The organism is Compostibacillus humi, from assembly GCF_014637175.1.
Classification (GTDB): Bacteria; Bacillota; Bacilli; order Bacillales; family Amphibacillaceae; genus Oceanobacillus; species Oceanobacillus humi.
In genome coordinates, this window is sequence record NZ_BMEV01000003.1 from 1 (window position 1) to 26,948 (window position 26,948).

At 41.0% G+C, this 26,948-nt stretch carries 33 protein-coding genes; 1 reads left to right on the forward strand and 32 read right to left on the reverse strand.

The features are described 5' to 3' along the window. Positions 1-200 precede the first annotated feature (200 nt). Positions 201-1,076 (forward strand): YitT family protein, encoded by an 876-nt coding sequence (locus IEV18_RS01015; protein WP_188390506.1) that lies wholly within the window; start codon positions 201-203, stop codon positions 1,074-1,076. Between the two features lie 58 nt (positions 1,077-1,134). Here the strand turns inward: IEV18_RS01015 and IEV18_RS01020 are convergent, their stop codons facing one another. The 32 genes from IEV18_RS01020 to cmk form a co-directional block, all read right to left on the reverse strand. Then, the gene (locus IEV18_RS01020; RefSeq protein WP_188390507.1) at positions 1,135-1,812 is read right to left on the reverse strand and encodes a zinc metallopeptidase; all 678 of its coding nucleotides are present in this window, start codon (positions 1,810-1,812) and stop codon (positions 1,135-1,137) included. Between the two features lie 54 nt (positions 1,813-1,866). Beyond that, positions 1,867-2,127 carry a sporulation protein YpjB gene (locus IEV18_RS01025; RefSeq protein WP_188390508.1) on the reverse strand — a complete coding sequence of 87 codons (261 nt, stop codon included), beginning with the start codon at positions 2,125-2,127 and terminating at the stop codon, positions 1,867-1,869. Positions 2,128-2,185: 58 nt separating this feature from the next. Beyond that, entirely contained in the window at positions 2,186-2,767 is a 582-nt protein-coding gene (gene lhaT, locus IEV18_RS01030; RefSeq protein WP_188390509.1) for a lipoprotein heptaprenylglyceryl N-acetyltransferase LhaT, read from the reverse strand. 62 nt (positions 2,768-2,829) lie between these two features. Beyond that, on the reverse strand, positions 2,830-3,606 hold the full coding sequence (locus tag IEV18_RS01035) for a menaquinol-cytochrome c reductase cytochrome b/c subunit (RefSeq protein ID WP_188390510.1): 777 nt from the start codon (positions 3,604-3,606) through the stop codon (positions 2,830-2,832). Between the two features lie 16 nt (positions 3,607-3,622). Next, a complete protein-coding gene (gene qcrB, locus IEV18_RS01040; RefSeq protein ID WP_188390511.1) occupies positions 3,623-4,297 on the reverse strand; it encodes a menaquinol-cytochrome c reductase cytochrome b subunit in 675 nt (224 codons plus the stop codon). A gap of 6 nt (positions 4,298-4,303) precedes the next feature. Next, on the reverse strand, positions 4,304-4,816 hold the full coding sequence (locus IEV18_RS01045; protein ID WP_188390512.1) for a QcrA and Rieske domain-containing protein: 513 nt from the start codon (positions 4,814-4,816) through the stop codon (positions 4,304-4,306). Positions 4,817-4,959: 143 nt separating this feature from the next. Beyond that, positions 4,960-5,418, reverse strand: a complete 459-nt coding sequence (locus tag IEV18_RS01050; protein WP_188390513.1) for a DUF2487 family protein — start codon at positions 5,416-5,418, stop codon at positions 4,960-4,962. A gap of 71 nt (positions 5,419-5,489) precedes the next feature. Beyond that, entirely contained in the window at positions 5,490-6,062 is a 573-nt protein-coding gene (locus tag IEV18_RS01055; protein WP_188390514.1) for a ReoY family proteolytic degradation factor, read from the reverse strand. A 10-nt stretch (positions 6,063-6,072) separates the two neighbouring features. Next, a complete protein-coding gene (locus IEV18_RS01060) occupies positions 6,073-7,338 on the reverse strand; it encodes a tetratricopeptide repeat protein (protein WP_188390515.1) in 1,266 nt (421 codons plus the stop codon). Between the two features lie 125 nt (positions 7,339-7,463). After that, positions 7,464-8,744: a 3-phosphoshikimate 1-carboxyvinyltransferase gene (gene aroA / locus IEV18_RS01065; protein ID WP_188390516.1), complete on the reverse strand. Its 1,281-nt coding sequence runs from the start codon at positions 8,742-8,744 to the stop codon at positions 7,464-7,466. Between the two features lie 11 nt (positions 8,745-8,755). Then, complete coding sequence (locus IEV18_RS01070) at positions 8,756-9,859, reverse strand: prephenate dehydrogenase (RefSeq protein ID WP_188390517.1); 1,104 nt, start codon at positions 9,857-9,859, stop codon at positions 8,756-8,758. Then, on the reverse strand, positions 9,859-10,227 hold the full coding sequence (gene aroH, locus IEV18_RS01075) for a chorismate mutase (RefSeq protein ID WP_188390518.1): 369 nt from the start codon (positions 10,225-10,227) through the stop codon (positions 9,859-9,861). Before aroH ends, IEV18_RS01070 begins: the two co-directional genes overlap by 1 nt. Further along, a complete protein-coding gene (gene aroB, locus IEV18_RS01080) occupies positions 10,224-11,297 on the reverse strand; it encodes a 3-dehydroquinate synthase (RefSeq protein ID WP_188390519.1) in 1,074 nt (357 codons plus the stop codon). The genes aroH and aroB overlap by 4 nt, the downstream gene beginning before the upstream one ends. Continuing rightward, positions 11,298-12,467 (reverse strand): chorismate synthase, encoded by a 1,170-nt coding sequence (gene aroC / locus IEV18_RS01085; protein ID WP_188390520.1) that lies wholly within the window; start codon positions 12,465-12,467, stop codon positions 11,298-11,300. Between the two features lie 113 nt (positions 12,468-12,580). Further along, positions 12,581-13,375: a CheR family methyltransferase gene (locus IEV18_RS01090; RefSeq protein ID WP_188390521.1), complete on the reverse strand. Its 795-nt coding sequence runs from the start codon at positions 13,373-13,375 to the stop codon at positions 12,581-12,583. Positions 13,376-13,432: 57 nt separating this feature from the next. Further along, positions 13,433-13,879 carry a nucleoside-diphosphate kinase gene (gene ndk, locus IEV18_RS01095; protein ID WP_188390522.1) on the reverse strand — a complete coding sequence of 149 codons (447 nt, stop codon included), beginning with the start codon at positions 13,877-13,879 and terminating at the stop codon, positions 13,433-13,435. 90 nt (positions 13,880-13,969) lie between these two features. Next, complete coding sequence (gene hepT / locus IEV18_RS01100) at positions 13,970-14,938, reverse strand: heptaprenyl diphosphate synthase component II (RefSeq protein WP_188390523.1); 969 nt, start codon at positions 14,936-14,938, stop codon at positions 13,970-13,972. A 9-nt stretch (positions 14,939-14,947) separates the two neighbouring features. Beyond that, the gene (locus IEV18_RS01105; RefSeq protein ID WP_188390524.1) at positions 14,948-15,682 is read right to left on the reverse strand and encodes a demethylmenaquinone methyltransferase; all 735 of its coding nucleotides are present in this window, start codon (positions 15,680-15,682) and stop codon (positions 14,948-14,950) included. 4 nt (positions 15,683-15,686) lie between these two features. Further along, complete coding sequence (locus IEV18_RS01110) at positions 15,687-16,442, reverse strand: heptaprenyl diphosphate synthase component 1 (RefSeq protein ID WP_188390525.1); 756 nt, start codon at positions 16,440-16,442, stop codon at positions 15,687-15,689. Between the two features lie 96 nt (positions 16,443-16,538). Next, on the reverse strand, positions 16,539-16,763 hold the full coding sequence (gene mtrB, locus IEV18_RS01115; protein WP_188390526.1) for a trp RNA-binding attenuation protein MtrB: 225 nt from the start codon (positions 16,761-16,763) through the stop codon (positions 16,539-16,541). Positions 16,764-16,942: 179 nt separating this feature from the next. After that, positions 16,943-17,215: a non-specific DNA-binding protein Hbs gene (gene hbs / locus IEV18_RS01120; protein WP_229733505.1), complete on the reverse strand. Its 273-nt coding sequence runs from the start codon at positions 17,213-17,215 to the stop codon at positions 16,943-16,945. A gap of 289 nt (positions 17,216-17,504) precedes the next feature. Continuing rightward, entirely contained in the window at positions 17,505-18,983 is a 1,479-nt protein-coding gene (gene spoIVA, locus IEV18_RS01125; RefSeq protein ID WP_188390528.1) for a stage IV sporulation protein A, read from the reverse strand. 214 nt (positions 18,984-19,197) lie between these two features. Further along, positions 19,198-19,926 (reverse strand): YphF family lipoprotein, encoded by a 729-nt coding sequence (locus IEV18_RS01130; RefSeq protein WP_229733506.1) that lies wholly within the window; start codon positions 19,924-19,926, stop codon positions 19,198-19,200. Positions 19,927-19,937: 11 nt separating this feature from the next. Beyond that, positions 19,938-20,135 carry a DUF2768 domain-containing protein gene (locus tag IEV18_RS01135; protein ID WP_188390529.1) on the reverse strand — a complete coding sequence of 66 codons (198 nt, stop codon included), beginning with the start codon at positions 20,133-20,135 and terminating at the stop codon, positions 19,938-19,940. A 250-nt stretch (positions 20,136-20,385) separates the two neighbouring features. Further along, entirely contained in the window at positions 20,386-20,637 is a 252-nt protein-coding gene (locus tag IEV18_RS01140; protein WP_188390530.1) for a stage VI sporulation protein F, read from the reverse strand. A gap of 59 nt (positions 20,638-20,696) precedes the next feature. Further along, positions 20,697-21,734, reverse strand: coding sequence for an NAD(P)H-dependent glycerol-3-phosphate dehydrogenase (locus IEV18_RS01145; RefSeq protein ID WP_188390531.1), 1,038 nt, complete (start codon positions 21,732-21,734; stop codon positions 20,697-20,699). 12 nt (positions 21,735-21,746) lie between these two features. After that, on the reverse strand, positions 21,747-23,057 hold the full coding sequence (gene der / locus IEV18_RS01150; protein ID WP_188390532.1) for a ribosome biogenesis GTPase Der: 1,311 nt from the start codon (positions 23,055-23,057) through the stop codon (positions 21,747-21,749). Between the two features lie 151 nt (positions 23,058-23,208). After that, positions 23,209-23,394, reverse strand: coding sequence for a capping complex subunit for YIEGIA (locus IEV18_RS01155; protein ID WP_188390533.1), 186 nt, complete (start codon positions 23,392-23,394; stop codon positions 23,209-23,211). Then, positions 23,384-24,286, reverse strand: a complete 903-nt coding sequence (locus IEV18_RS01160; protein ID WP_188390534.1) for a YIEGIA family protein — start codon at positions 24,284-24,286, stop codon at positions 23,384-23,386. The genes IEV18_RS01155 and IEV18_RS01160 overlap by 11 nt, the downstream gene beginning before the upstream one ends. Positions 24,287-24,412: 126 nt before the next feature. Further along, positions 24,413-25,549 (reverse strand): 30S ribosomal protein S1, encoded by a 1,137-nt coding sequence (gene rpsA, locus IEV18_RS01165; RefSeq protein ID WP_188390535.1) that lies wholly within the window; start codon positions 25,547-25,549, stop codon positions 24,413-24,415. A gap of 83 nt (positions 25,550-25,632) precedes the next feature. Further along, complete coding sequence (locus IEV18_RS01170) at positions 25,633-26,232, reverse strand: lysophospholipid acyltransferase family protein (RefSeq protein ID WP_188390536.1); 600 nt, start codon at positions 26,230-26,232, stop codon at positions 25,633-25,635. A 21-nt stretch (positions 26,233-26,253) separates the two neighbouring features. Next, a complete protein-coding gene (cmk, locus tag IEV18_RS01175) occupies positions 26,254-26,928 on the reverse strand; it encodes a (d)CMP kinase (protein ID WP_188390537.1) in 675 nt (224 codons plus the stop codon). Positions 26,929-26,948: the final 20 nt, after the last annotated feature.

Genomic DNA, 26,948 nt, shown 5'->3' on the forward strand with positions numbered 1-26,948 from the left:
AAAACGCCAGGCACCAAGCGATGGTAATCGCGCGGTAGCCTAAGTAAGCGTACAAAAATAGAGTGCCGGAAATACTGGTGTGAGAAGGTTACCGAGAAAAGCTTGACACAAACGGCGTTTACAACTTTTATTGTTGTTTTTTGTTAAATTATCTATAATAAAGTCAGTTTGTTGTTTTAAATTAAAGGGGGTGTCAACACATGTTTTTTCGTATAAAAATAAAGAATATCATTTTTATCGCCTTAGGAGCTGCCATCTTTTCTTTTGGAATCGTACATTTTAATATGCAGCATAATCTAGGCGAAGGCGGGTTTACTGGAATTACGTTGCTTCTTTATTTCCTTTGGGGAATTGACCCGGCAATTTCCAACCTCGTTTTGAACATTCCTGTGTTTTTTATCGGCTGGAAGTTTCTCGGACGAAATACGTTTATTTATACGATTATCGGCACCATTTTTGTATCGGTCTTCCTGCGGCTATTTCAAACATATGAGTTCCAAATTGAATTACATAATGATATGTTATTAGTTGCCTTGTTTGCCGGGGTGTTCATCGGCATCGGCCTTGGCATTATCTTCCGCTATGGGGGTACGACCGGAGGAGTTGATATCATTGCCAGGCTAGTTAACAAATATGCCGGCTGGAGCATCGGGCGGACAATGTTTATTTTTGACCTGATTGTTATTACAACTTCTATTTTCGTCATCTTGGACTTAAGGCAAGGGATGTATACCCTCGTTGCCGTTTATGTTGGAGCGAGAGTGATTGATTTTCTTCAAGAGGGAGCCTACTCCGCAAAGGGAACATTAATTATTTCCGATAAAAACGATAAAATCGCAAAGGAAATACTAACGAAGATGGGCCGGGGAGTGACCGTCCTGGACGGCCGGGGAAGTTTCTCCGGGGAAAAAAGAGAAGTATTGTACTGTATCGTAGCAAGAAATGAAATTGTCCGGCTAAAAAATATTATCCAGCGCATTGACCCCCATGCTTTCGTATCGGTTATTACCGTCCACGATGTGCTCGGCGAAGGGTTTACGCTGGATGAAAATAAAAAGCCGTTACGGGAAGATTAAAAAAGCTTTCTTGTCCTGCTTCTTCATAAAAAAATCCGCAACCAATCGTTGCGGATTTTTACTCTTCGCGCATAACAAAGTACATGAAGATAAAGCGGGCCAATTCCATTACCGCAGTTAATGCAGCAGCAACATAGGTCATAGCGGCAGCATTTAAAACTTTTCGAGTTTCCCTTTCTTCATTATTGCGGATAATTCCGGAAGATACTAATTGTGCCATGGCACGGTTGGACGCATCAAATTCAACAGGCAATGTCACTAGTTGGAAGAGAACTGCCGCCGACATAAAGATGATACCAAGTAAGAGCATTTCAGCCCACGTAAAAATAATCCCGGCGAAAATAAGGAAAAAGGACAAATTGGATCCTAGATTGGCGATTGGCACTAACGCATGTCTAAACCGTAAAAAAGCGTAATTTTGCTGATCTTGAATCGCATGTCCGACTTCATGGGCTGCTACTGCCGAAGCTGCCATGGAACGACCGTGATAAATCTCGGTAGACAGGCGCACCACTTTTTTTCTCGGATCATAATGGTCTGACAACATTCCGTCTGTTTCTTCAATGTGTACATCGTACAGACCGTTGTCATCTAAAATTTTGCGGGCAACTTCTGCTCCTGACAAATAAGATGATGTCGGCATTTTCGAATACTTTTTGTAAGTTGATCTTACTCGCGCTTGTGCCCATAAAGGGATAATTAACAGTATTGCGATGTAAATGATAAAACCGCCCATACGAATTCCTCCATTATTATTTGTATATGGTCAATTTTAGTCAAACATTACCGTTTAGTCAATCATTTTGTCCTTCTTCGGAAATGATTTTTTGCTGCCCCTATATTTTTTCCAGCTCACGTAAATTAATGTCAGACCGATACTTCCGCCGATAATCAGGACAGCTAAGGCAAAGGGCGTCCATTCTAACGTGTTGCGTAAATCCTCTACAGCAGGACTGGCAAAAATTTTTTGAGGCAAGAACGGGTTAATTGTTAGTATCCCTATGACGAAAGCAAGCATGCAGACCATTTGATGCAATTTTCTTCTTATCATAGAGATCACACCTCTCATACATCTTATTTAATAATGTATGAGGGCAAACTTGTCCATATTACATGCCAGGTTGTCTGTTTTTTTTAACTGTAAGGGTGTAGGCTATGCCGATTGAAACGATACTGAGCCAAAAGGTAAAATAACCGATTTCGTTCATATAGGTCGTTAAGGAAGAATAGATTGGCATCATTTCAAATACATAGTCAATGACATCGTTATGTAACGTCCAAATGGCAGCGACCGTGAGATGGCGTAACTGTATGCTGTAAAAGGGAGAATATAACAGTCCCTGGATTGCCATGCCTAAATGGGAAAAGATGAGCATATATCCTTGCCAGCCGATCGAGCCGTCGGTCCATAAAGTTAACAGATTCATCACAACAGCCCATATACCATATTTAAACAAGGTTATTAATGCTAACGCCTCAATATAAGGCACCGGTTTCCTAAATAAGAAAAACAGCAAAAATACAGTAAAAAACAAACTTGCCGTTGGACTGTCCGGAACAAAAATAAGAAAAATCGGCGGAGTGATGGAAAGCTGGCTTTCATACCACCAGTATCCGTAAATTGTCCCTAAAAGGTTAATAAAAAATAAGATAAGTACAAATCGATTATCTTGCAAAATGAACCTAATCATGGCACCCATCCCTATTCATCGTACAAAAAACACCTTCACCAAAACCGGGAAGGTGTTTTTGTCTATTCTGCTGATTCATTCACAGAAACAATAAATTCAGCTAATTGTTGCAATTCTTCATCACTGCCAGTAAATAGTCCTGCAGGCATTGCACCTAGTCCGTTTACGGCAATATCGGCGATTTCTTCCGCGCTATATTCAATGCCTATTAATGATGGTGCTGCCGCTGAACCTTCCAATTCCCCGCCGTGACACGACATACAGCTTGCTTCATAAACTGCATATCCTGGATGGTCTACATCAATCGTTACGTCAGATTCTGGAATTGGTTTGTTTGCCTCTGCCCGGGATTCCCAGTCAACAGCGGATGCAGATTCGTAAGTAAGCCATACAACGGATGCAAGTGCTAAAAGCATCATCGAAACTGCAATTGGACGTTGACGTGGTTTGCGTCCTGGACCGTTATCCAAGAATGGCGCCAACAGCAGTGCACCAAATGCAAGACCCGGAATACCTAAAATACCGATTAAAATAAAGTCACCACTGGCAAATTCGTATTTAAGCAATTCATATAAGAATAAGAAATACCAGTCTGGCAATGGAATGTAAGAAGCATTTGTCGGATCGGCCATCCCTTCAAGCGGTGATGGATGGGCCAATGTAAGGGTTAAAAATCCAACTAAGAAAACTGAACCAGCCAACCACTCTTTTAATAAAAAGTTGGGCCAGAAAGCTTCTGTTCTGCCAGGATATTCCGAATAGTCTTTTGGATAATATGATGTCTTTTCTGCGGAGATACGAGAATCTCCGACAAATTTCATACCTTTACCCCGCTTCATTCGCTTTCCCCTCCTTTTATAGTGGTCCTGAGATACCTTGTCTACGGATTAAGATAAAGTGTACTGCCAATAGTGCGAATAAAATGGCTGGCAAGAAGAATACATGAATCGCAAAGAATCGGGTTAATGTTTGCGCACCAACGATATTTTCGTCACCAGCTAACAGCACTTTCAGCTCATCACCGATAAACGGAACTTGCTGGGCAATTTCCAAACCTACTTGGGTAGCAAAGTAAGCTTTGTTATCCCAAGGCAGCAAGTATCCGGTAAACCCTAGTCCGAGCATAACAAAGAAAAGCAGCACTCCTACCATCCAGTTAAGCTCACGCGGCTTCTTATATGCTCCTTGGAAAAATACCCGAAGTGTATGTAATAACAACATTACGATAACAACACTGGCACCCCAGTGGTGCATTCCTCTTACGATCTGACCATGGGCTACTTCTGTTTGCAAATAATAAACAGACTTCCATGCGTTTTCGATATCCGGGACGTAATACATAGTCAGGAACATCCCAGAGAGGATTTGAATGACAACAACAAAGAATGTTAACCCGCCGAAACAATAAACGAAGGCTGAAAAATGATGGGCTGGGTTAACATGCTCTGGAACTTCGTGATCCGCGATATCACGCCAAATAGGCGTAACATCCACACGTTCATCAATCCAATCATAAATTTTTTGTAACATGATGGATTACGCCCCCTTTCTGTCAATTGGATTTCCTAAAAATAATATTCCGTCTCGAACTTCCTGTTCATATACAGCTAATGGTGTTAACGGTGGTGTACCAGGTACGTTTGTACCGTCTTTTTCATATAATCCATCATGACATGGGCAGTAAAAACGGTTTGGATGTTCTTCGCTGCCTTCCCATGAAACGACACAGCCTAAGTGTGTACAGATTGGGGATAGGGCAACGATTTCTCCGTTTTCATCTTTATACACCCATGCAGAACGGCTCGGTTCTGATTTATACCATCCATCAACTTGTTCAACAGTCCAGTCAACACGTTGCGGCACATCAGTTATTTCGTCGACGGATATTCCGACATTAACTAAATCACCGGACGAAGATTCTTTGAGCACTGGGTCAATCGCCATTCGGATTGGCGAAACTAACAGACCGGCAGCCATGAATCCTCCTACACCAGTTAGCGTATAGTTTAGGAACTGTCTACGGGTTACTTGATGTTTTTTATCACTCATGATTTTCCCCCCTCTTTCACTTAATCACAGACACATTCTTATTAGAGTTACTAGGACAATACCAATGATAGCGCAATCTTATAGCTCGGTCAATAAATTTGACAAATGAAATACAACAATTGTGTGAAATCTTTCCTTTTCTCTTACCAGAATGAACGGATGAGCTCTACTACTTGATTTACTTGTTCACGGATAATTCCCCGGGGTTCTGTTACATCAATCTCTTCCGATTGTAATGCCGGGAGCCATAGCAAATTGCCTTTCATTTCTTTTTCGTATTTTTTCCACTTTGGATCATATGTAATAAAGAAAATATGTTGAAATGGCTGACTTTGGATGTCATCCACCCATGCATTTATCCGTTTTATTTCCTCATCCAGTTCACTGGATTTTAAATAGACGTAACTGGGAGCAAGCATAATCCGGCCGGATAATTCCTTTTCCAGGTGGTGCACAAAAAAAGTCATTACTTCCTGGGCGTGTGCGTCTTTTATTAATTCTTCATCCTTGGACGTCTGGAAAGGGATAACAGGCACGATGACCGTGTCAATATATTCTTTTGCCTTTATGTAGGTGGACATATCTGACTTGTTCCATTTCATCGATGTTCCTCGCTTTCATTTTAAACTTACTAAGTAACATCATAGCTTAAATAAAGAAAAAAAATCAACCGCTATTGCTTTTGCAATCGCGGCTGTTGAAATTCCCTGTCTAATTGATGGAGCTGCTCTGTTAAATGGAAAAACCGTTCTTCGTCCATTTCATCCAATGCGGTATCGATTTCTTTTAACAATCTGTCCCGCTCAAAATGATATATGGAATAATCTAATATTTTCCCGGCTAAGTGGCGGTCCTTTCTCGTAATGTGGTAATCATCAGGAAGGAAAGGATTTTCTTCAAGCACGAGCGCATATTTTGCATTTTGATTGGACCGAAAAAAATTAATTTGGATATATAATTTTTCATTATAATTAAGGCGGATATCGTGGAAAGTTTTTTCCACATCGGTTGTAACGAGATGGTTTTTATAAAATCGAAAGGGTACTTCTTCAGAGCATTTACTCGTGATCATCATCCCCCGGGGACAGAATTTTACATCGCGGACAAAATGGATGTTTTCCAAAATTTCTGCATGATTTAAAATATAATGCAATATCCAGGCGCTTTCCCGTTTCTTCAATTGATAATTTTTTAAAAACCATTGAATAAATCGTTTTTTATCTTCTACGGAGACGGATGTGCTCATCTTTTTCCCCCTAACTGCGATCAAAGGTATCTTTCATGCGAAACAAATATTCCCGAACTTCTTCATCCTGACTCTCCAGTACCAAATATTTTTCTAAAATGGCAATTGCTTTTTCCGTCATCCCCTCCTCGACTAAAAAATATCCGTATTCCTTCAAGAATTCACTATCCTGATTTAACGTATTATATGCATCTTCATAATGATTTAATGCATCGTCATACCGATCCAGCTCGATAGAAGCTTTTGCCAATTCCCATTCGTATACCGGGTCTGAAGCCCCCTGCTTTTTTATATCTGTTAATAAGGTTATAATTTGCTCATAATCATTATCCGACTTATAAATTTCAATTAACAGAAGTACGGCATCTTTGTAGTCGGGATCTAAAGCAACTGCATGTTCCGCAAATTGTTTGCTAGTTGCCGTTTCGCCAAGCTGAAAGGCATACGTTCCGGCAAGGTAATACAATTCCTTTTGAAACTCGTCATTTTGGATGCCTTTTTTTGCTGTAATTAATGCTTCCTGTATATTGCCATCCTCTTCATACGCCTTTGCCAACCGGGGATAAACGGTGGAATAGGCCGGATCAATTTTCAGAACATCTTCCCATACTTTTATGGCGATGTCCGTCCTGTCCGCCTGATAAGCTATTATTCCGTAACGGTATAGGAAGTCCGGGTCTTTGCTCTTATTTTCTTTAAAATAGATGAGCGCTTTCTCGTATTCACCGGTTGCTGCATACGCTTCTCCCAGTCTTTCTTTAATGGAAACTTGAACAACCTTGTCTTGTCTCGGCAATATTTTCTCATAATAGATTAAAGACTTCTTATATTCGCCGATGGAGAAATACAGTTCCCCTAAAGCAAAATCGATAAGCAATTCATCCGGATTAATGCTTTTGGCGGTGAGCAATTTCTGCTCTGCGACTTCAAACAGCCCTTGCACCTGATATAAATCCGCCAGCTGTACTAAGGAAGAAACATAATTTGGATCATTTTTGTCGATTTCATTAAGCAGGGAAATTGCTAATTCATCTTGCTCCCACTCCACATATATTTCCGAAAGCATAATCTTCAGTTCGCTGTTTTTCGGATATTTCTTTAACAGCTGCTTTAAAATATTTTCTGCATCTTGGAGAAAGCCAAGTTCAATAAAAATTTCGGCGATTATTTGCAATTCATCTTCATTCGCCTTATCTGTATATCTTTTTAAAAGGACAATTGCCTGTTCCGGCTCGTTATTTTCAATAAGCTGCATTGCTTTCCTAATGGTGTTCATAGGAACATCCTTTCCATTCAACCGTATATGAGCTATCATATAATAAAAAATGAAATTGTTTAAAGTTTTTGCTTTCCATGTCACAAAAATATCAAAAAAAGGCCCAACTTTCATTGGACCTTCATTTATTGAATATGTTGCAAATGCTGGAAAAACTCAGGATAGGATATGTTAATGGAGGAGGCATCATCCAGCACAACCGTATCTTTGGCAATGAGTGAAGCGATTACCCCCATCATCGCAATGCGGTGGTCGTGATATGATTTTATTTTCCCGCCATAAAGCGGTGTTTTTCCGTATATAATCATTCCGTCTTCTGTTGGTTCAATTTTTGCCCCAAGGGTGCTTAGCACATCGGTGACGGCCAATATCCGGTCGGTTTCTTTTATTTTTAGCTCCTCTGCATTCCGTATGACTGTCTTGCCCTCCGCTTGAGTAGCAACTAATGCCAAAACCGGAATTTCATCGATGAGACGGGGGATAATTTCGCCTTCGATCGTTATTCCGTTTAACGGACTATACCGTACCGTAATATCCCCTAATCTCTCTCCTCCGATTTCCTCCTCGTGATGAATTTCTATGTCTGCACCCATCTGCTTTAATGCATCCAATATGCCGGTTCTCGTCTCATTTAAGCCGACTTTCCGAAGGGTAATTTCACTATCAGGTACAATCACAGCTGCGGCCAGGAAAAAGGCTGCGGAAGAAATATCCCCTGGAACAAAAATATCTGTTGCTTTTAATTGTGTTTTGCTAGTTATGGTGGCGGCTAACCCTTCCGTCTTAATGTCAGCGCCAAATGCTTTGAGCATTTTTTCCGTGTGATCCCGGCTTTTCACCATTTCTTTTACTGTCGTCTCTCCGTCTGCAAATAATCCAGCCAGCAAAAGCGCAGATTTTACTTGAGCGCTTTTTACCGGCATCTTATATTCTATCCCTTTTAACGCTTTTCCGCGGATGCTAAGGGGAAGATAGTTGCCGTTTCCCCTGCCGTCGATGGAAGCCCCCATCTTCCGTAGCGGTTTCACGACCCGGTCCATCGGCCGACTGCTTAAAGACTGGTCCCCAAATATTGTCGTGAAAAAAGGAAGTCCTGATAATATGCCAAGCATTAATCGGGTAGTCGTTCCCGAGTTGCCAAAATCTAATGGCACGGACGGTTCTTGCAGATGGGAAGCCCCCTTCCCTTCGATAATTACTTGTTTTCCCTTCTTTTCAATGGATACTCCCATATGACGGAATGCTTGGAGGGTCGCCATACAGTCTTCTCCGTCCAGAAAATTGTCTATCCGGGAAGTGCCGTTGGCAAGAGATGCCAGCATTACCGCCCGGTGGGAAATGGATTTATCGCCGGGAACATCAATGTTTCCCGCTAAGCCTTTGCTTACCGGATGTAAAGTACGCATAACAACTCTCCTTATTGGATAATCTTAGCTTCATATCCGTGATGCAACAAAATGTCCAAACTAGCTTTTTGTGTTTCCTCCGTATAGAAACTTAGCCGTAATACCCCGGTAATTCCTTCTCTTATTTCGAGAATTTCGATGTTTTTAATGCTAATATTTTTATTTGCTAACAATAATACGACGGACGCAAGGGCACCAGGCTGATCGCGGATATCCACGTACAAATCATAGAAGGACGGGATGGCACCCTTTTCTTTTGTAGGCAAACCGTCCCGATATTTTTTCGCCTGTTCCAAATATGTAATCATTTCTTCTTTTCGATTATTATCAATAAACCCTTTCACGTACTTCATTTCATCGATCCATTCCGAAAGCAGAGCCGACAGCTTTTCCCGATTATGGTAGAAAATGTCTTGCCACAATTTGGGGTTGCTGGAGGCGATTCGCGTAATATCGCGAAATCCGCCGGCTGCAAGATTTGGTAAATAATTATGTTTTTTTTCCCATTTTTTTGCTTGTTGTACTAAAGAAGACGCGATTAAATGGGGAAAATGAGAGATTACGCCTGTCATTTCATCGTGTTCTGTCGGATTTAAAACGACAAACTTACATTTTGTATGTTTTAGTACGTCTTTCAGGATCTCTACTTTTCCTTCTTTGCATCGGTGCGACGGGGTCAAAACATAGATGGCATTTTCGAATAAATGAGCTTTTGAAGCTTCAATTCCCATTTTATGAGAGCCTGCCATCGGATGACCGCCGATAAATGAAATGCGTTCATTTTCAATTTTATTTGCCGCTTCCATTACCGGGCCTTTGACAGATGAGACATCCGTCACAATGACATCTTTCGTAAAAGCAATTTGCTGCAGCTGCTGCAGCAAAGAAATCGTTTCGGAAATCGGGGCGGCTAAAATAATGATATCTGCTTTTTCCGCTGCCTCGGAAAAACGTTGATACCCTTCATGGATTATTCCGTTTGTCAGGGCATATTGGACGGTGGGTTCATTGACATCGTATCCTAAAATATGATGCTCATTCGACTGTTTAATCGCCTTTGCAATCGAGCCGCCGATTAAACCGAGTCCTGCAATTAATATTGTCCGTTTCACCATTAGTCTCCCTTCACTAAATCTGGTCGGAGCTGAACTGCATCATGCAAAAATACATGGTTAATTTCTTCCTGTTTCCGCTCCGTATCCACCACCATCATGATTCGAATGCATTTCGACAGACTGTTCGGCACATCCATTTCTGCCATGCACATAACTGGTACATATTTCCATCCTTCAATTTTCCGCAATGCTTGTGCAGGAAAAGCTGCATTAATATCCTTCGTTGCAGAAATAAAAATATGGGAAACATTGGAAGGATGAATGTCATTTTCGGCAATCATTTTTTCTAGTAATTCTTTCGTATATGCAATAATCAAATCTTTATCATTTTCAGGAACTGTTGTAGCCCCCCGAATTCCCCGAGTCATCCTCTCACCAACCTCTCTCTAAACCGCTTTATGTAATGGACGATCTGTTCATCATCAAGCACTGCTGTTGTAGGCTGTCCAATATCCTTTAATAATACCATTTGAACTTTTCCTGCTTGCGCTTTTTTGTCCGTCTTCATTCGTTTTAATAAAATTTCCGGATCCAGCATCTCAGCTGGCAGCGGATAGCCATTATCCGATAGCCACCCGTACAGCTTGGAAAATGAAACATCCGCCTGAAACAGGTCCTCACTGACGAAGAGGGAAAATAACAGTCCGACAGCAACGGCTTCACCATGTTTCAGCAGCTGGTATTGCAGTTCCGTTTCTATCGCATGTCCTAATGTGTGGCCAAGGTTTAAAAATTTTCGCTCTCCCTTTTCTTTTTCATCGGCTGTAACGATGGCAGTTTTTACTTCGATGCCGAAGGAAAGATGCTCTTGTAACTCTTCCTTTGTCAAGTCGTGTAAATTAACCTGTAACAATCGTTCAAAAGCTTCCTTGTCCGAAATTAAGGCTTCTTTTACAATTTCTGCATAGCCCGAGCGAATTTCCTGCGGAGGCAACGTAGCCAGCGTGTCCACATCATATAGGACCGCCGCTGGAGGATAAAAACTCCCGATCAAATTTTTCCCTTGTTCGTGGTTAATGGCCACTTTCCCGCCGACACTGCTGTCATGAGCGAGCACGGTTGTCGGAACTTGGATATAGTCGATTCCCCGCATGTACGTGGCGGCAACAAATCCGGCAATATCTCCAACGACCCCGCCTCCCAGGGCGATAATTAAGGAATTCCGATCGAGTCCGGCTTCAATCGCTTCGGTTTGCAAACGGTAATACGTTGTTATATTTTTTGATTGTTCTCCAGCCGCTACGACAGCGACAGCTTTATGCACTTTAGGCAAACTTTCTAACAATGTTTGCAAATAAAGCTTTTCCACTACATCATCGGTAATAACGAAGATCGAAGAATATTCTTTTTGCAAATATTTGCTGACGTTTTTTAACAAGCCTTCGCCAATCCAAACGGAATACGTATGGCTACTGGACGGTACGACAATCTCTTTCATTTAAAAACACCTGATTTCCTCTCGGTATTCATCAACTGCCTTTTTCAATTTCGAAAATTGATCCCGTGAAAATTGTTCTAAAATTGCTCTGGCTAATTCAAAGGCAACAACATGTTCCATGACGACGGAAGCTGCTGGGACTGCACATGCATCAGAACGTTCCACCGTTGCGGTAAAAGGCTCTTTTGTATTGATGTCCACACTGCGCAGCGGATTTTTCATCAAAGTAGGAATAGGTTTCATTACCCCTCTGACGACGATCGGCATGCCGGTTGTCATGCCCCCTTCAAACCCGCCGAGCCGATTGGAAGTCCGATAATACCCTTTCTTCTCATTCCAGGCAATTTCGTCATGGACTTCGCTGCCCAATTTTCGGGCTGCCTCAAATCCTAAGCCGAATTCGACTCCCTTAAACGCATTTATGCTGACGACCGCAGCGGCAATCCGGGCATCCAGTTTCCGGTCATAGTGAACATAGGAACCGATACCGGCAGGCATTCCTTCTACATATACCTCACACACTCCGCCAACTGAATTTCCTGCTTGTTTTACTTCGTCAATCTTATCCATCATTTCCTGTTCAACATCCGGATCTAAAACCATGACAGGCGATTGTTGGGCCCGCTCAATGCGTTCTTCGATGGATAAGTTATCTTGGTCTTTCGCTTTAATTCCGCCTATTTCCTTTACATATCCGCAAACTTTAATTCCTAGTTGCTGAAGCAGGATTTTAGCAACGGCTCCGGCTGCAACCCTTGCTGCAGTCTCCCTTGCTGATGAACGCTCCAGCACATTGCGAATATCCCGGTGGCCATATTTTAGTGCTCCATTTAAATCGGCATGGCCAGGACGGGGCTTCGTGACTACCCGGCGAATTTCTGTTCCCTCTTCCAGCGGCTCTTCTCCCATAATATCTGTCCAATGTTTAAAATCATCATTTTTAATAACTAAGGAAATCGGGGAACCTAACGTATATCCGTGACGGATTCCGCTCGTTATTTCTACTAAATCTTTTTCGATTTGCTGTCTTCTTCCCCGACCGTATCCTTGCTGCCTGCGTAATAAGGAGGAATTTATTTCGTCAATTTGAATGGATAGTCCTGCAGGAACCCCTTCAATAATTGTGGTCAACTGTTTTCCGTGGGATTCTCCAGCGGTTAAATAGCGCAATGAACATTCTCCTTTACTGAAATATTTTAAAGGACTAAAGTTTTCTAACTAATATAGCATAATTCCATATGATTTTGTAGAAAATTATAAAAGATGTATATTTTTAAATCTTCCTAATATTCCTTGTTTTGCGTGTTTATTCTCTGATAAAAAAAGGTATCAAATAATTCCAGTCCGTATTGATTCGGATTGAATATTTGTTCTGTACTACCAACAAATAATATGCCGTTATTGTTGAGCGATTTTCCGAATTGACGATAAATTTTTTCTTTCGCTTCATCGGTAAAGTAAATGAGTACGTTTCGGCAGACAATCAAGTCTACTTGTTTCGGATACAAATCTGCAAGCAAATTATGTTTCCGGAAAGTGACTTTCTGTTTTATTGTAGGGTCAAGATAGAATAAATTATGCTTTGTACGAAAATATTTCTGTTTGAACGATCTTGGCAAATCTTTTAACGATTGTTCATGATAAATTCCTTCCTTCGCTTTCTTTAAAATGTTCTCATCTATATCTGTCGCCAGGATTTCCGTTTGAATATGGGGGAAATGTTCTCTCATCATCATCGCGATGCTATACGGCTCTTCCCCAGTAGAACAGGCGGCGCTCCAGATAAAAATATTTGACTTGTCTTTCGTCAAATAGGGAATCACTTCCCGCTGCAAAACATCCCATCTTTTTGGGTTCCGGTAAAATTCGGATACATTAATTGTCAGCCGGTCAATAAACTCGTTAAACAAAGCACTATCTTGCAAAAGTGCATCGTAATACGCATCAAAATTATGAAATCCTCGTTTATTTCTTAGCGATGTAATCCGGCGCTTCATTTGGTTTTCTTTATATAATCTTAAGTCGATTCCAGTTTTCTTTTTAATCTTCGTTATGAAACGATAATATTCCTCTGCCAAGTCTATCCCTCTTCCTTGTTAAAAAACCTCCGTTATCATTAACGGAGGTTTCGTTCTTTAGTAAATCCATGCACTATCTTGTTTTTCATAAGAGATGAGTTCATCCGGTGCAAAGAACAAATTAATTTCCCGTTCCGCACTTTCCTTCGAGTCAGAACCGTGGATGACGTTTTTGCCGACGGTTAGGCCAAAATCCCCGCGAATGGTTCCAGGCAGGGCTTCCTGCGGATTTGTTTTCCCCATCATGTTTCTCGCTGTAGCGATTACATTTTCACCTTCCCAAACCATGGCAAACACCGGGCCGGAAGTAATGAAATCTACTAATTCACCGAAGAAAGGTTTGTCTTTATGTTCTCCGTAATGCTTTTCAGCCAGCTCTTGGGATACAGACATTAATTTCGCACCGACTAGTTTAAAGCCTTTCGCTTCGAAACGCTGGACAATGTTTCCGATTAAATTCCGCTGAACCCCGTCAGGCTTTACCATTAAGAATGTTCTTTCCATTGTCTACACCTCTCTAATTATGTATCTGAAACTAACCTCTAAAATCTTATCAAATTTATTTGAAAATAACAATAGATTTCCATTTTTTCTCTAATATTTCCGCTTGCCAATATATAAAGCAATGTCTTTTAATATTTGTTTTGCTTTTTCATCCGGAAGATTGGCTAAGGAAGTTAATGCTTTCTGTAAATAACGGTTGCTCCATTCATACGACTTTTCAATGGCATTCGTCCGTTTCAGCATCGTCAAGAGTTCATTTATTTCACTCTTTTCCATTTCCTTTTGCTGAAATGCCTGTTGCAGCCGTTCCGTAAATGCACGATCTTCCATTGCGAAGAGAACCGGCAGCGTAATGTTACCTTGAATCAGATCATTTCCGACAGGCTTCCCTAATTCTTTTGCTGTTGAGGTAAAGTCAAGAATATCGTCAATAATTTGGAAGCTCATTCCGACATAGTAGCCATACCGGTATAACTGGTTCGTATGCTCTTTCGGCAAACCGGCAACCAGTCCGCCTAGCTGACAGCTAATCGCGATAAGCAATGCGGTTTTTCGTTTAATTCTCCGCAAATAATTCCGAATGGACTGATCGATATTGAATTTATCTTTCATTTGTTCAATTTCACCGATACACACTTCGACCATTGCTTTTGACAATATTTGATGCAATCGGGGATCCTTTATGCTAGTGACCTCTTCCAATGCTCTCGCCAGCAAATAATCACCGGTATATATCGCTACCCGGTTCCCATATTGATGCTTAATCGTAGGCTTTCCCCTGCGCAGGGTCGCATCATCAATAACGTCGTCGTGAACTAAAGTGGCCATATGAATAAGCTCAAGACTGACAGCCAGTTTTAATACTTTTTCCAGATGAAAATCGCCCAGCTGACTTGATAACAGCACAAATATTGGCCGGATTCTTTTTCCCCCAGCCTTCACAAGTTCGGTAGATGCTTCCCGCAGTATTGGATGTTCTGCCTGAATCGAACGATACAGGGCTTTTTCAATCGAATCTAAATCTTTTTTTAAGTATCCGTATGTTTTTGGAAGTTTCATGAATTTCACCTAACTACCTGAAGTGTCACTTGCCGAATTGCTTTTATATCCGATATGCACCGCTGCTACTCCGCCTGTGTAGCTTTTCATCGTAACACGGGAAAATCCAGCATCTAAAAACATTTCCGAAAGCTTCTGTTTATCGGGAAAATTTCGAGTTGATTCATTGAGCCAGGCGTATTCGTCATAGCTCCGAGCAAAAATCCTGCCAAATAGCGGCATAATAAATTGAAAATAGAAAAAGTATAATTGTCTGAATCCGATTAAGGTCGGCTGAGATGTTTCAAGGCAGACAACAATTCCTCCCGGTTTAACTACCCGGTACATTTCCTTTAATGCTGACATGTAGTCGCGAACGTTTCTTAAGCCGAATCCGATGGTTACATAATCAAACGTATTGTCCGCAAATGGCAGTTCCAGAGCGTTGCCATGAATAAAGGTAATGTTGCGGTAATGGGTATTTCGCAGTTTCTTTTCGGCTACGGAGAGCATGTTTTTGCTAAAATCAAGACCAACAACCTCGCCTTTTGGACCTACCGCACGAGCAAGGGAGAATGTCCAATCGCCGGTTCCGCAGCAGACATCGAGCGCCTTGCTTCCCCTTTGTACCTTCATCTGTTTCATAACATCTTTCCGCCAAAGTTTGTGCATTTGAAATGAGATAATCGAGTTCATCGAGTCGTAATTTCGGTATATTTTTTCAAACACATGATGTACTCGCTGTTCTTTTGAATGTTGATCCATTACTTTACCCTTCTTCCGATACAGAAGTTTTGATAATTACATTGTTATCCGATAAAAAGTATTTTTTCAATTTGTTGTATGTTGATGGGAGTTCCCTTATTATGCGCACTACCGATTGTGACTTTTTCTGTAACCATGCATCTAATTCTTGGTCGGTAATAGAAGAAAGCATTGTCGATTGTTTATGAACTATTTTTTCCCTTTCCCGATATAGACTAGCTAGCGTGATCCATTCATCGGATAGATGCTCAAGTTGCAAATTATTAAAAAAAGAAGCAACTTGGGAAATAAGCAGTCCGTTTATGTGTCGGATTGTTGCTACGTAGTCTGGAAAGGATTGAATTTCTTTATAATACAGTTTCATTTTGTTCTCATTTATCTCTCTAATCGCAGATGCGAGCAGCCGGATAAATTCAATTTCTTCTACATTGGCCAGTAAATAATAGTAGAGCCCGCTGTAGTAATCTCCTGCTAAAACGTTAAGCTGCTCCGTTAATTTTCCTTCCGCCGATTCCCTTTGTCTGCTATCGTCAGAAACGAGCTCATGAGTATCTAATGCGATTTGCACAAGCATCGTCGCTATCACATATTGGATTTTTTTTTGCTTTGCTAAAGATGAATGATCAATAATCGCAATTAATAAGGCCAGTTTATCTTCATCAATCTTCGGTTGGGAAATATGCTGATCCATATAATGATATTTGATTTTATCGAGAATAATTTTTTTCATTTGCGTTAATTCCATTTCGGGTGTATTCAAGAAAATCACCTAATGCCTTTCCTAACATCATCCATGCTTTAGCTATTATAGCACATTTCATACGTGAACCAAACGGTTCTTTAATCGGGGCTTTGATTATTCTGTTGTTAATTCGCCATGGCTAGTCTGAATGATTGCTTTTCCTCTTATTTTTACCGCCGATGTATGCTCCGTAAACTGGGCAATCATTACTTCTCCTTTATCAAGCTTTTCGGTGTGATGGAATTTTGTATCCGTGCCTCGCGTCAACCCGATAACATTTACTCCGTCTTCCAATGCTTTCACGACAAAAAAGTCCGGCTGCATATTTTTTTTATCCATACCAATCCCTCCATCCTAGCAGATGCTCAAAATTTTCCCGGAATCAACCGGGTGGTGTTCTGGAAAAATATGTATTATTTCAACGGAAAATAGTAATATTTCTGTTATTTACGATAAAAATAAAGTATGCGTAAAAAAAGGGCACGTAGTTTACGTACCCTTCTTTGCCCTATGTAAAATTATTTTACAGCTTCCTTGAGGGCTTTACCTGGTTTGAAGGCTGGAACCTTGCTTGCAGGAATTTCGATTTCCTCACCAGTTTGAGGATTACGACCTTTTCTTGCAGCACGTTCCCGTACTTCAAAGTTACCAAAGCCAATAAGTTGTACTTTTTCACCTTTGCTTAGTGAATCCATGACAGATTCAAAAACAGCGTCAACTGCTTTTGTTGCGTCTTTTTTGGAAAGCTCGCTTTTTTCAGCAACTGCATTGATTAAGTCTGTTTTGTTCATGTCATTCACCTCCTCCCAATGGTAATACATCAGAACAAAATAATCAGTTTAACATCATTTGTTTACTATTTTGCCTGTTTTTATACCTTTTGTCACCTGGAAAGTATGATGACAAGCCTTATATTAACTGACTTTCGGGGAAAATTCAACAATAATTGCTTGATTTTCTAAGAAAATGGTAAAAAATGCATAAAAATTGTTCATATTTTTATATACGACAGAAAATAATAATCTCCTTCTTTATTCCATATTTTATAATAAAAAGCAAAAAGCAGCTTTGTTGAAGCTGCTAGAGGATAATTGCTATTAAGCTGCCTGTTCCTTCATTGATAATGCGTTCTAACGTATCTTTCAGCTTATATCTTGCATTTTCCGGCATAAGTGCAATTTTGGCCTGTATCCCTTCGCGGACGATGGAACTTAAGGAGCGGCCAAAAATATCCGATTCCCAAATGGATAGCGGATCTTCCTCAAAATCTTGCATTAAATACCGGACTAGTTCTTCACTCTGTTTTTCCGTGCCGATAATCGGTGCAAACTCGGACTCTACCTCAACTTTAATCATATGAATGGACGGCGCTACGGCTTTAAGTCTTACGCCAAACCTGGAACCTTGACGGATAATCTCCGGTTCATCTAAAATCATATCTTCAAGACTTGGAGCAGCAATTCCATATCCGGTATTTTTCACCATTTGCAGTGCACTAGCCACTTGGTCATATTCTCGTTTGGCATGGGCAAAATCCTGCATTAGCTCTAATAAATGATCCTTCCCGCGAATTTCCTCCCCGACAATTTCTTTTAATACTTGATTATATAAGGTGTCAGGCGCGTGAAGATCAATCTCAGCTATGCCTTCTCCCATTTCCATTCCTGCAAGATTCGCCCGCTCTATATATTCAAATTCAGCAAATTTGCCGACAATGTGGTCTACGTCCCGCAGTCTTTTAATATCTTTAACAGTGTCTTGAATCGCTTCCTGGTAATTCCTTCTTAACCAATGGCCTTCCTTTAATACCATTACCCAGCTTGGCAAATTAACATTGACTTCAAGGACAGGAAATTCGTATAGGGCTTCCCGAAGTACGTTATGCACGTCATGTTCTGTCATGGACTCCACACTCATAGCGAGTACAGGAATATCGTATTCCTCTTGCAGCTCTTGCCGCAAAAGTTCGGTTTCATGACTGGACGGTTTCGTAGAATTAATGATCATAATAAACGGTTTTCCAACTTCCTTCAGTTCTTCAACTACTTTCGCTTCCGCCTCGACATAATCGTTTCGGTGAAGTTCTCCAATCGTTCCGTCCGTTGTGACGACAACCCCGATAGTAGAATGTTCCTGGATTACTTTTCTCGTGCCAATTTCCGCCGCATCATGAAAAGGGATCGGGTCTTCGTACCAAGGGGTGTGAATCATCCTTGGGCCGTTTTCATCTTCAAATCCTTTGGCCCCTTCTACAGCATATCCGACGCAATCGACTAATCGGACGTTTACGTTCAGACCTTCCTCCACTTTCACACTTACAGCCTGATTTGGGACAAATTTTGGTTCTGTCGTCATAATTGTTCTGCCGGCTGCACTTTGCGGTAGTTCATCCTGTGCTCTTTCCCGTTCATTTTCATCTTCAATATTCGGTAATACGACGAGCTCCATAAACTTTTTAATAAATGTTGATTTTCCAGTGCGGACGGCCCCTACGATTCCGAGATAAATATCTCCATTTGTCCGTTTCGAAATATCTTTAAAAATATCAACCTTCTCCAAAAGATCCCCTCCCGATCTCCGTACTGTTTTTCACAAAAAAACTACGTATAATTGACATTACAAGTCTATGATGTTGTCCTATCGATTTATGACTTAAAATTGAGTTTTATGAACATTTTTTCGAAATCTTCCTGTCCTGAAACAAAGAAACCCTTGCAACAATATATGTTGCAAGGGAAAGAATATGATTAATATATTTCATAACGAATGGAGGTTATTCGTTCATAAAAACGGGCTCTCCGTCGGAAATCGTATAAGGAAGGGAGTATACCGGCAAAAATGGAGTATTTTCCGCTAAAATATAGCGAATATCGTCTCCTTCTTCGTAATCATAATCATAGTTTTCCAAAGCTTGGGTTAAATCTATCCGGTAATCGATATAAAGCTTTCCTTCAACATCCATGACGATTGGCAGCTGCTCCTGGGAGTATGGACTGATAACCGTCGGCGGCGAGTCTAGTCCCAGTTTTTTATAATCAATGGTAAATATCCCATCTTCTACAACTTCACCAAAGGGCGGGTATAAATGTTCATCCCGATACACTTGGAGCCGAACGTTAACGCTGCGAATAGCTTCTGTCAGCCGAAGATCAATGAGCTTTACCGTCGGATTCTCCTCCGGATAAATTAAGGCATATTGGTAAACTCCGCCATTTTCGTAAGCATTGCCCGGTATTTCGGTAAGCAGATTCCGGTCTTTTAACATGCTAAAGTCTATTAAATATTTTTCAAAGATGGGGGTATCATTTGGCTTTGTTCGGATGGGCACTAACCCATTCGTCTCTTCCCGATACTTCTCCACTGCCCTTTGAACTTGTTCCAGCTGATCTTCATTCGGCACTTGATTTTTTGCCAATTCACTGTCCGGGTAAAGACATCCGCTTAAAAGGAGGATGAGAATACTCGCACTACACAACTTTAACAATGGAAGGTTCTTTTTCAAGGTGTTTCCTCCTATCTTGTTGGTCCGCTAAATACAATATATAAAATAATGAGTCCGCCGAGCACTAAACATATGTATGCCAGCAAGGAAATAATTCCGGCAACCCAGCCTTTTAGTTTATTTCTGCTGAGGTAAATTAACCCCATCGCCAAAATAAGTAAAATCATTCCTGCAAATGAAATGTACATTTTAAGCATGGATATTGACATGACGTTCACTCCTACATTTTTCTCTATATACAAAAGGTATTATACCACATGTCTCTGTAGACGGTACCCGTTAATAATAACGGACGAAAATGTGGACAAGTTTGGCGCAATAAAAATCCGGAATGAAGGGGGCTGGCTTCATCCCGGGGTGACTAAATAATATCCACCTGCAACTCTATTTCATGAATGCTTGTGCGATTTATTTTATGCTTTCCATGGAGTTCCTGTATACTCACTTGCCCAAGAAACGTTATTTTTTAAACATTTGCGAAAAATCGGATGGAATATTATTGTTTGTAATCGATTGTACAAGTTTATCCTCTTTTTCCTTCGATACAGGTTTACCTGCCATCTTTGCCAATTGACGAACTAATCTGCGCACCGTTTCTTCATCTGAAAAATCAGCGTGTTTTACCGCGTCTGCAACTTTAAAAATATCTTCCGGACGGATGTTGGAATTTTGCTGGATTTTATCAAACAATCCTTTTTGAAAATGGTTCACCTATGATCCTCCTTGCATAGTAGTTTCAACATATTATATGCAAGGGAAAGATGAAGGTGTTATTCGGAAAACCTTTTATAGAGCAAATGGGCAAGGTCGTCCATTTCTTCTCTTTTGTCCCTCTTCATCAATTGCTCGACAACTTCCTTTGGAGTCTTTTTATGAAATAAGACATCATAAATTCCTTCGGTGATCGGCATTTCTACCTGTTCTTCCTTGGCAAACTGATAGGCGGCTTTTACGGTTCTCACCCCTTCGACAACCATTCCCATCTCTTCTAAAACGGTTTCAAGGGATTTTCCTTTGCCGATTAAATTTCCTGCCCGCCAATTTCGGCTATGTACGCTTGTACACGTAACAATCAGATCGCCGACACCGGATAATCCTAAAAAGCTTAACGGATTTGCGCCGAGCTTAGTCCCCAACCGGGTAATTTCAGCCAGTCCCCTCGTTATTAATGCTGCTTTTGCATTGTCTCCAAAACCAAGGCCGTCGGAAATTCCAGCTCCCAGGGCAATTATATTTTTTAACGCCCCGCCCAGCTCCGTGCCTAATACGTCGGTACTCGTATATACGCGAAACGAAGCATTCATAAAAAGATTTTGGGCAATTTTCCCGTATTCCTGATTTTCCGATGCTGCTGTTACGGTTGTGGGATGGCGCAAAGCCACTTCTTCCGCATGGCTTGGACCGGATAACACAACGACATCCTTCTCAGGATAGTTTGGAATTTCTTCGCTAATGAGCTGGGATACCCGTTTTAACGTATTAGGCTCAATTCCTTTTGTTGCATGAATGATAGGAATGGAAGGCGGCAAATATTTCTTTAGCTTTCGGCATACTTCGCGGATTGCTTTTGTCGGTACAACGATGACAATCGCTTTTGCTCCATCGACAGCCAGATCCAAATGATGAAAGGCGGTAATATTATTGGGCAAATCCACGTCCAAATATTTGTCATTCCGCTTTGTTTGATTAATTTCTTCGGCTTGGTCCTTCCGATAAGTCCAAAGGGAAACGTCATATCCATTATCCGCTAAGACGATTGCTAATGCCGTCCCCCAGCTGCCGGCACCAAGTACAGCTACTTTTTCCATGTTAAATACCCCCTACTGCCTTTTTCTCGTTAATATTTTTATCGGTGTTCCTTCAAATCCAAATGCATTTCGGATTTGGTTTTCCAAAAACCGCTGATAGGAAAAATGCATCAGTTCCGGATCATTGACAAAAACCGCAAAGGTTGGAGGTTTTACTGATACTTGGGTTGCATAAAGGATTTTTAAACGCTTGCCTTTATAAGTTGGAGTCGGGTTCATGGCTAACGCATCCATAATGACATCGTTTAATACATTTGTCGGGATGCGTTTTGCATGGTTTTCGCTGGCATTGCGAATTACAGGCAATAACGTATGTAAACGCTTCTTCGTTTTAGCAGATAAAAATACAATCGGCGCATAATCCAGGAACTGAAAATGGGCCCGGATTTGTTTTTCAAATTCATCCATCGATTTTTCCGTTGCTTTAACCGTATCCCATTTGTTGACGACAATAATAATTGCTCTTCCTGCATCATGGGCGTAGCCGGCAATTTTTTTATCCTGTTCCCGAATGCCTGTTTCTGCATCGAGTAAAACTAGAACGACGTCCGACCGTTCAATTGCTTTTAAAGCCCTTAAGACACTGTATTTTTCTACCGACTCATATATTTTTCCGCGCTTGCGCATTCCTGCAGTATCAATAATCACGTAGTCCTGGCCGTCTTTCGTAAACCGGGAATCGATGGCATCTCTCGTTGTTCCCTCAATGTTGCTGACGATTACCCGCTCTTCATTCAAAATGGCGTTGACTAATGAAGATTTTCCGACGTTCGGCCTTCCGATAACCGAAAAATAAATAGTATCCTCATCTTGATCTTCATCAGCGGCTTCCGGAAAATAGCTGACAACTTTGTCCAACAAATCTCCTAAACCGAGACCGTGAGCACCAGAGATTGGATATGGTTCACCAAAACCTAAAGAATAAAATTCGTAAATCGCATCCCGCATTTCCGGATTGTCGACTTTATTTACACCAAGAACAATCGGCTTATTTGATTTGTACAGTAATTTCGCAACTTCTTCGTCTGCTGCAGTAATTCCTTCCCTGCCGTTGACTAAAAAGATAATGACATCTGCTTCATCGATGGCAATTTCTGCCTGTTGGCGCATTTGTACGAGGAGCGGTTCGTCCCCGATTTCAATGCCGCCCGTATCAATTAGACTAAATGTATGGTTTAGCCATTCTGCTTCCGCATATATCCGGTCCCTCGTGACCCCGGGAATGTCTTCCACAATGGAGATTCTCTCTCCAACGAGTCTATTAAATATCGTCGATTTCCCGACATTCGGTCTCCCGACAATGGCAACTACAGATTTCCTCATCGTTAAGGAACATCCTTTCTATGCTTATCTAAACAAAAGCCTTGATGGATCGTCAAATTTGCTATATTTAGTTCATCGGCGCATCCTGTTGAACAGAAACGACTTTATTTATTCTAGCAAAATAAGGAAATTATAACAATAGCTGTGGCAGTTAATGCTTTACAATAATGTAAAGCTCCTCCCCCAATGCGTGGGCAATTCCGTCCGTAATCGCTTCCAGATTGGCGGCGATTCTTTCCAGATCATTTTTATTATTGCAAATAAAAATAGGAGCTCCGCCGGCAACTAACTCTTTTTTCGTCGTTATAATTGCCAGAATCGCTTTTTCAATATTCATCGCTGTTTACCTCCTTGTTATGCTTTTTTGACTTTAGAGGCATACGGATTGCACTTTCCAATACAGGGACGGCACCAATAATTTCCTTTGCTTTATCCACATCCCGAACTTGCGGAAGAATGAATACCCCGAGCCTGCCATCATCCAAATCCCTTTTTATTAATGGGGTTAAAGCCGGCGTGCCTGAATCGCGAAAAACCCCTAAAGCGACAGAGATATCGTGGAGAATGGCCTGTCTTTGGCCTAAATTAGCAATGGTTGTTACGATGTTCATATCTTTCGGGGTAAGAATAAAACCCATGCCGTATTTTAAGATCTCTTCCTGCCGCTCTTTCAAACCAATATTCATAATATAAATATTATCGACATAGAGGCCGGCCCCATCAAAACGGAGCGGGTGGTATTCAATATCGACAATATCTTTTAACGTGGACCCGCTCATTAATATTTTTGCGAGGATAAGACAAATAACAAAGGAAACGATCGAGTAAACCGGGCCGCCAATAATATAGACTAATGTCGTTATAAAAGAGGTGGCGATAACAAGATAATTTCGGCTTTCAAAGGAGATGGCAATCCCTTCGATATAGGTTTTCCCCCGGGAAACTAATTCGTACTGGTCTACTTCATTTAATGTATTTCTCTCCATATTGCGCACATCCCGAAATTGGGTTGCTGCAACGGTTAACAGTGTCACCGCCGTATACTGTTCTTCTAAAATGGCGGGGATGGCCAGCGCTCCTAAAGAGGCAGCAATAAAACCTAAAGAGATATGGATGATTTTCCCGTGCAAATAAGTCGGATATTGGCGGTAATCCGTACGGAGCATCATGATTCTTACGAAGGTACCAAATACTGCACCAAAAACAATCGCCGTTGTATACTCATTCATGAAGTTACACCTCAAATACTGTTTGTTTAATCCTCCTTTTGTAGTATGTCTAAAATATCGTGAATTAACAGCAGCTGCGAAGGCAAAACAAACCCACCCGATGTTGCCCCGGGTGGGTTGGAACAATTATTTTTTATATTTCTCTAGCTTATCGCCGATTAATTCACCTAAATGGAATCCTGTCGACTCTTCTGTTTTCTCATATTGCTTGTATTCCTGTTTTTCTTCTTCTGCTTCTACTTCTTTAATGCTTAAAGAAATGCGTTTTTCTGCTTCATTTACATCCAGTACTTTTACTTTTACTTGTTCGCCGACTTCCAGTACTTCCTGTGGAGTTCCGACATGCCGGTTGGCAATTTGCGAGATATGTACAAGCCCTTCCACTCCAGGGAAAATCTCGACAAATGCTCCAAAACTTACAAGACGTTTGACCGTGCCTTCAACGATATCCCCTCGGGAAATCCGGTTTTCAATATCCGTCCACGGACCTGGCAGCGTATTTTTGCGGGAAAGGGAAATGCGTTCATTATCCCGGTCAACGGCTAATATTTCTACTTTTATCTTTTCTCCTTCTGAGACGATGTCCGATGCTTTTTCTACGTGTTCATGGGCTAATTGGGAAATATGAACGAGCCCGTCGATTCCGCCTAAATCAACAAATACGCCAAAGTTTGTTATCCGCTGTACGGTACCTTCTACTACTTGTCCTTCTTTTAATGAATCAAGCAGCTGCTGCTTTTTCGCCTGTTCTTCTTCTTCGACCACTGCACGGTGGGATAAAATAATCCGGTTTTGTTCTTTATCTAAATCGACGATTTTTACCGTTAATGTTTTGTCTTTATAATCGGAAAAATCTTCGATATAGAACGTCTCCACTAATGAGGCAGGAATAAATCCCCGTAAACCGACATCAACGACAAGTCCGCCTTTTACCACTTCTTTTACTGTCGTAGTAAAGGTTTCATTATTTTTATATTTCGCTTCTAAATCAGCCCATGCTTTCTCCGCATCCACCTGTTTTTTGGATAAGATGACGACATCATCTTCTTCGATTTTTTTCACTTTTAAGGTGACCGTATCCCCTTCTTTTACAACGTCACTAGCGGATTCCACATGCAAATTGGATAACTCCCCAATCGGAAGAATGCCTTCCGTTTTATAACCAATATCAACAAGTACATGTTTTTCTTCAACTTTAACTACAGTTCCAGTTACCTTGTCTCCCACGTTTAATTGTTCCATTTCTTTATTTTCTTCACTCATATCCTTAGCCTCCTAAATACAATTCAAAGATACACTAAAAGAGAAATAATTACCTATCTTTTTATAACTTCTAATAATTGCTTTTATTTGTCAAGTAAAGCTTCCTGATGATAAGAATCGATCAGGCGCTGGATTTCATCCATAATCGCCTGTGCTACCTCTTTGGCCGAAGTTTTATTCATGCGGTACGTTTCCATATGTATTGGTTTTCCATAGATGACAGTCAATTTTTTAAACGGCTTGTATGGGCCGATAATTGCACATGGAACGACTTGAGCATCGGAACGGAGGGCAAAGAAACCTGCTCCAGCCAGAGGTTCCTGGATTTTTCCCGTTTTGCTCCTTGTTCCCTCTGGAAATAATCCTAAAGTTTTTCCTTCTGCCAAAATTTCTAACCCTTTCCGTAATGCGTTGCGATCTCTGAGCCCCCTTTTAACGGGAAACGCATGTATCCCTGTTAATAGTTTACCTAAAAAGGGATTTTCAAACAATTCTCCTTTTGCCATAAAATAAATATCCCGTGTTGACGTAATTCCGACGACCGGCGGATCTAAATTGGAAATATGATTGGAACATAGTAATACGGCACCTTTCTGCGGAATATTTTCTTTGCCGATGACCTGAATTCGGTATAACGGATAAAATATAATTGAGACAACTGCTTTAGCAATTTTGTATAGCATCTTATTCTCCCTCAAAATCATTCATAATTGTTTCTTGGCAATGTTTAAAATTCGGTCTGCAACTTCCTGTATCGTCATCGATGTTGTATCGATTTCAATCGCTCCGTCTGCTTTAATTAATGGAGATGCTTCTCTTTCTGAATCGATACGGTCCCTTAAAGCGATTTCTTTTATTAACTCTTCCATATCAGATGGGATTCCCCTGCGTTTATTTTCTTCGTATCGGCGTTTCGCCCTTTCCTCTACACTTGCCACAAGGAAAATTTTCACTTCAGCGTCGGGCAGCACCTGGCTTCCAATATCTCTGCCATCCATGACAACTCCTTTATGCCGGGCCATTTCCCTCTGTCTTGCAACCATTTCTTTTCGGACTTTTGGATGTTTTGCTACGTAGGAGACTTGTTTCGTTACTTCTTGAGACCGGATTTCTTCGGTAACATCGATGTCATCGAGCAGTACCTTTTGTTCTGAATCAATTTGAAGAAAATCAATTTTCGTACGCATTAATAATTGCAGTAAGGCATCTTCATTATTTACATTGATGCCGTTTTTTAATGCTTTCAATGTGATCGCCCGATACATCGCCCCCGTATCGATATATAGAAATGACAATTTTTTTGCAACTATTTTTGCTACGGTGCTTTTTCCTGCAGCTGCAGGACCATCGATAGCGATGGCAAAATTACGTTTCTCCATAAAAACGAATCATTCCTCTC